Source organism: Aeromicrobium sp. REDSEA-S32_B7, assembly GCF_001626145.1.
GTDB lineage: Bacteria > Actinomycetota > Actinomycetes > Propionibacteriales > Nocardioidaceae > Aeromicrobium > Aeromicrobium erythreum.
Window position 1 is genome coordinate 1 of record NZ_LUNF01000284.1, and the last position, 5,167, is coordinate 5,167.

At 71.8% G+C, this 5,167-nt stretch carries 6 protein-coding genes; 3 read left to right on the forward strand and 3 right to left on the reverse strand.

All coding sequences use genetic code 11. The features are described from left to right. Positions 1 to 435: 435 nt before the first annotated feature. The gene (locus A6Q79_RS16845; RefSeq protein ID WP_067853081.1) at positions 436 to 1,755 is read right to left on the reverse strand and encodes an ATP-dependent 6-phosphofructokinase; all 1,320 of its coding nucleotides are present in this window, start codon (positions 1,753 to 1,755) and stop codon (positions 436 to 438) included. Between the two features lie 126 nt (positions 1,756 to 1,881). Here A6Q79_RS16845 and A6Q79_RS16850 point away from each other — a divergent pair, with 126 nt between their 5' ends. The 3 genes from A6Q79_RS16850 to A6Q79_RS16860 all read left to right on the forward strand — a co-directional run bounded on the left by A6Q79_RS16850 (position 1,882) and on the right by A6Q79_RS16860 (position 4,115). After that, on the forward strand, positions 1,882 to 2,535 hold the full coding sequence (locus A6Q79_RS16850; RefSeq protein ID WP_083516148.1) for an SIMPL domain-containing protein: 654 nt from the start codon (positions 1,882 to 1,884) through the stop codon (positions 2,533 to 2,535). A gap of 48 nt (positions 2,536 to 2,583) precedes the next feature. Further along, positions 2,584 to 3,693 carry an alpha/beta hydrolase fold domain-containing protein gene (locus A6Q79_RS16855; protein ID WP_317698822.1) on the forward strand — a complete coding sequence of 370 codons (1,110 nt, stop codon included), beginning with the start codon at positions 2,584 to 2,586 and terminating at the stop codon, positions 3,691 to 3,693. A gap of 206 nt (positions 3,694 to 3,899) precedes the next feature. Continuing rightward, entirely contained in the window at positions 3,900 to 4,115 is a 216-nt protein-coding gene (locus A6Q79_RS16860; RefSeq protein WP_286689549.1) for a hypothetical protein, read from the forward strand. A gap of 31 nt (positions 4,116 to 4,146) precedes the next feature. On the opposite strand, the gene A6Q79_RS16865 is transcribed toward A6Q79_RS16860, so the two are convergent. Together A6Q79_RS16865 and A6Q79_RS16870 are read right to left on the reverse strand one after the other, a co-directional pair. Further along, on the reverse strand, positions 4,147 to 4,302 hold the full coding sequence (locus A6Q79_RS16865) for a hypothetical protein (protein WP_317698823.1): 156 nt from the start codon (positions 4,300 to 4,302) through the stop codon (positions 4,147 to 4,149). A gap of 254 nt (positions 4,303 to 4,556) precedes the next feature. Continuing rightward, positions 4,557 to 5,167: multicopper oxidase domain-containing protein (locus tag A6Q79_RS16870; protein ID WP_317698824.1), on the reverse strand; the 611-nt coding region annotated here is incomplete at its 5' end.

Below are 5,167 nucleotides of genomic sequence, written 5' to 3' on the forward strand. Positions count from 1 at the left end.
GGTGTATCGAGACCACTCTGGGTGGTCGCTGGGGCTCGGCCCGCGCTGAACCGTTGTCGAGTGGTCTCGATACGCAGGGACCTCGCAAGCTCGTTCCCGCTACTCGACCAGCGGAACCCTCCGCTGGTCGAGTGCCTCCACGACCAGCGGAACCCTCCGTTGGTCGAGTAGGCCGACCGGCGACGGAGGAGCCCGGTCGGGCGTATCGAGACCATTCCGGGCGGTCGCTGGGGGTTGGCCCGCGCTGAACCGTTGCCGAGTGGTCTCGATACGCAGGGACCTCGCAAGCTCGTCCCTGCTACTCGACCAGCGAAACCTTTCGCTGGTCGAGTGCCTCCACGAGCGCCAGCGAGGGGAGGTGTATCGAGACCATTCCAAGCCGTCGCTGGGGGTCGGGTCGCGCTGATCCGTTGCCGGGTGGTCGCGCCGGGGTGGTCAGCGCATGTCGAAGGGCTGGGCGGTCGACTCGAGGACGCTGAGCCAGAGGTCGCCGTCGGGGGAGACGTGGTGGGGGCGGTGGGTCACGTAGCTGATCGGCACGTGCACGAACCGGTGGCGGCGGCGTCCGACGACCATGTCGGTGCGGCCGGCCATGGCCGCGTGCACGGCGGTCTGCGCGAGGCGCGAGCAGTACACCGAGTCCGACGGCTCCGCCGGCACCGAGCGGATGAAGTAGCCGGGGTCGAAGTAGCGGAACAGCACCTCCTCGCCGCGCGACGTGAAGTCGTCGGTGATCCGCTCGCGCAGCAGGCGACCGATGTCGGCGAGGCGGGCGTTGCCGGACGCGTCGGTAGCGCCGTCGTGCGGCAGGTGCTCCTGACCGGCACCCTCGGCCACCACCAGGACGGCGTGACCCTGCGCGGCGACCTTGCGCCGGACGTGCTCCAGCAGGCCGTTGTCGCCGTCGAGCGCGAACGGCACCTCGGGGATGAGGACGAAGTCGGCGTCGTGGCCGGCCAGGGCGGAGTAGCAGGCGATGAACCCGGCGTGGCGACCCATCACCTTGACCAGCCCGACGCCGTTCAGCGACGCCTCGGCCTCGATCTTGGCGGCCTTGATCGACTGCGCCGCCCGCGAGTAGGCCGTCTGGAAGCCGAAGCTCTGCCCGATGTGCGGGATGTCGTTGTCGATCGTCTTCGGCACCCCGACGACGGCGATGTCGGCGCCCCGTGCGGTCGCCTCCTCGGCGATGCGGTGGGCGCCGCGCATCGACCCGTCGCCGCCGATGACGAAGAGGATGTCGATGCCGCGGGCCTGCAGGGTGTCGACGACGACGCCGACGTCCTGCGCGCCGCGGGACGAGCCGAGCACGGTGCCGCCGCGCTCGTGGATGTTGGCGACGAAGTCGGGGGTCAGCGCGACCGGCTCGAGGCCGAGACCCGGCACCAGCCCGGCGTACCCGTTGCGGAACCCGACGACGTCGCGCACGCCGTAGTGCTCGTGCAGCTCCATGACGATCGCCCGGATGACGTCGTTCAGGCCGGGACACAGGCCACCGCAGGTCACGACGCCGACCCGCACGGATCCGGGGTCGAAGAACAGGCGGGCCCGGGGACCGCCGGTCTCGAAGGTCGGCAGCTCCTCCAGCGGCAGGCCGCGACGCTGGATCAGCTCGACGGTGTCGTCGAACAGCACGCGGTCGTCCTCGCCCACGTAGTACTCGTTGGTCGCGCGGCCGCCGACGTAGTGCGACAGAGGTGAGGGCACCGTGCACGGACCGAGGGAGCGGACCTGGAGGTCGGCGAGCGTCACCATGTCCTCATCCTAGGGTGAGGGATCCCTCAGGTGCGGGGTCCTCGACGAGCCGCTCGCAGGCCGGTCGACCGCATCCGGTTGGGGCGAAAGTCCGCGCGCGTCGGCGATCGTGGGGAGAATGTCCGGATGGGAGTGCAGATCACCGTGCGCGGCGTGGCCGAGGCGCGTCATCCGGCCGAGCGCGCCCTCGTGCGGCTCGAGGCCGTCGTGGAGGGGACCGACCGGGCCGACGTCCGCGACCGGGCGGCGGCGCTGCAGGAGCCGCTCGCGGGACACCTGCGCGACCTCGCCGCCCTGGGCGCGGTCGACACGTGGTCGAGCGACCAGGTGACGGTCCACGGCAGCCGCCCCTGGGTCGGTGACCGACGGTCGGAGGAGGTCGTGCACACGGCCTCGGTGCAGCTGCGGGCCGAGTTCGTCGACTTCGAGCGCATGAACGGCTTCCTCGACCACTGGGCCGGCGTGGCCGGGGTGGAGGTGCTGCCGATCGAGTGGGACCTCGGCGTCCGCAGCCGACGGGTGCTGGAGGCGGAGGTCCGCAAGGCCGCCGTCGACGACGCGGTGACCAAGGCGCAGACGTACGCCGACGCCGTGCGCCGTGGTCGGGTGGTGGCGCTGCAGCTCGCCGACCCGGGCATGCTCGACGGTCGCGGCGACGCGGTGGTCGTCGGTGCGGTGACGCACCGACTGGACGCCGGCGCCGACCGTTCGGGGCTCGCCCTGGTGCCGGAGGACGTCGTGGTCCGGGTCGAGGTCGACGCGCGCTTCCAGGCCGACTGACCTGCTCACGGCCGCCTGACCTGCGCATACCGGGAGTATGGTGACGGTATGTCCGTGCGTTCCGTCCTGCGTCGTCTGAGGGCGCTGCTCCCCGGCGTCGGCTCCGACAGCGACGCCAGCACCGCCGCCCCGGTGCGTCCGCGACCCCGCGTCGCCGTCGTGACGCAGCGGGCCCGCCAGGGCCTGCCGCTGCGTCACCGACCGATGCAGGTGGTCTACGACGAGGCCGTGGTGCACGAGGACGTCAGCCTCAAGAGCCGGGTCCTTGGTCGCACCACCCGGCTGGTCTTCAAGCCGCTGCTGCGCCTCGCGCCGCTCAACGACCGGACCCTCACGACGCTGCGCTCCCTCGACAAGCTCTCGGCCCGCGGTCCGCGGTCGCGCTTCGTCGAGCCGGTCTCCTTCGAGCTCGACGGCGTGCACGTGGAGTCGATGACGCACCGCTACGGCCCGACCAGCGAGATGACGCTGCTCTACCTGCACGGCGGTGGGTTCTTCTCCTGCGGCATCGAGACGCACCGCCGGATCTGCGAGCGGCTCGCCCTCTACACGGGCGCGACGGTGATCTCCGTCGAGTACGTGCAGCTGCCCGAGGGCTCGGTGGCGGACTCGGTCGACGACGCCATCCGCGCCTACGCGGCGCTCGTGGAGATGAGCGACCAGCCCGACAAGATCGTCGTGGCGGGCGACTCCGCGGGCGGCTACCTGACCATGAAGATCGCCGAGCTGGCGAACCGCCGGGGGCTGCCCGCGCCGGCCGCCCTGCTGACCTTCTCGCCGCTGCTGAGCCTCGACCCCGACCGCATCGACAAGGAGGGCGTGGCACGCGTGGCCCGGGTGCGCGACGCCTACCTGCCGATCGGGCGCGTCGCGGTGATCCGCGAGCGCTGGCTGCCCGAGGGCTCGGCCATCGAGGGTGAGGTCTCGCCGCTCGACGCGGCCGACCACATCACGTCGCCGACGTTCTTCGTCGCGGTGGAGGACGAGATGCTGCGGCCCGAGGTGGAGGCGATGGCGCTGTTGCTGTCCGAGCGCGGCGTGACCGTCGAGACGCACCTCTGGCGGGGCCAGGTGCACGCCTTCCCGGTGCTCGCCGACACGCTGCCCGAGAGACGACCCGACGCACGAGGAGCCCGTGGTCGGCGAGGTCGTGCCTGAGGAGCCCGCGACCCGCACCGACGACGCAGTGCTCGACGGCGAGCTGGTCGGCGAGGGACGCCGCCGCTGGTTCTTCGGCGCGGGCTGAGCCCGGCTCAGCCGCGCGGTCGTCGTTCTCTCCGCATCGGCAGTTCGGCCCATTCCTGAGACGCGGGTCGTCATGTGCGCTTGGCTGGGCGTGCGGACACCGACGGGAGGCACGAGACATGGTGAGCAGCTCGCTCGCACGGCACCATCCTGACAGCGCCTACGCCGCCGGGCTGATCGGGTTCGCGCTCCTGTGGGTCAACCCGTTCCTCAGCGCGCTCGTGCTCGCGCTCACCCTCCTGGGCTTCCGCCGCGCACACCGGACCGTCCGGCTCGTCGCGAAGGTCCTGCTCGTGGTGATGGTCGTGCGGGGGGTCGCCTTCCTCGTCGGCTGACCGACGGCGACCCGGACGAGGTCCGACGGGCTCAGGACCGGACGGGGGTCGCCACGACCACGACGGTCGAGCGGAAGTCGCTGCCGTCGTAGTCGCCGCACGTCATGAGGACGAGGCTGGTCGGGCCCGACGTGCGGTACACGGCCTGCGCGATGCGGCGGAACTGCTCGACGGGGACCGTGCGCACCGCGCGGACGACGAACGCCGCGCGCTCGCCGTCGCCCGACCACCGGGGCGTCGACGTCGATGGTTGGGATGCGCACCCGTGCCGGGGTGAACCCGCTGGGCTCGTCCGGCGGCGCGGAGGAGGCGGACGCCGACGGGGCGGCCGACGTCGGGCCGGCTGTGGGGCGCGGCTCGACGTCGTCGCCGCGGGTCAGCAGGAACGCGACGACCGCCGCCACGCCCACGAGGAGCGCGGCGGCGGCCAGGGGGCGTGGATCAGCGCGACGCACGGCCGCGCGCGGCTCCGGCGGCGAGGCCCAGGACGACCAGGAGGCCGACCGGCAGCCAGGCCGGGGTGCCGTCGTGCTCGGCGACCGTCACGCCGGCAGCCGGGGCGTTGTTCGGGAACGGCCAGGCGCTTCCGCCGGCGCCCACGGCACCGCCGTCGCAGCCCGTCTGCGGGACCCTGACGTCGAGGATCTGGAACTGTACGTCGTGGACATGGAAATTGTGTGGCCAGTTGTCCTTGTTGGTGATCGTCCACACCTCGGTCGCGCCGACCTCGGCCTCGAAATCGATGCGGTTCATGTCCATTCGTTGCCCGTTGATCATGTACCACTGCAGATCGAAGGTTCGGGAAACGCTTGCCTTCGACGGATCCAGACGCGGCAGTACGGCCAACTGCGCCGGGAGAGTCGACCGTGACGCGCGGCTGGCAACGCCCCGCAGTTCGAGGATGTCGAAGCGGTCGTTCATGCCGAAGTTCTCGGCGTCGGAGGAACTCACGCCACCGCCGTCCTCGATCGGGAACGACACCAGTGTGGTCGTCGCACCGGGGTCGACGCGAACCACGATCTCGGCTCGTTCGCCGGGGCTGAGCTGAATCC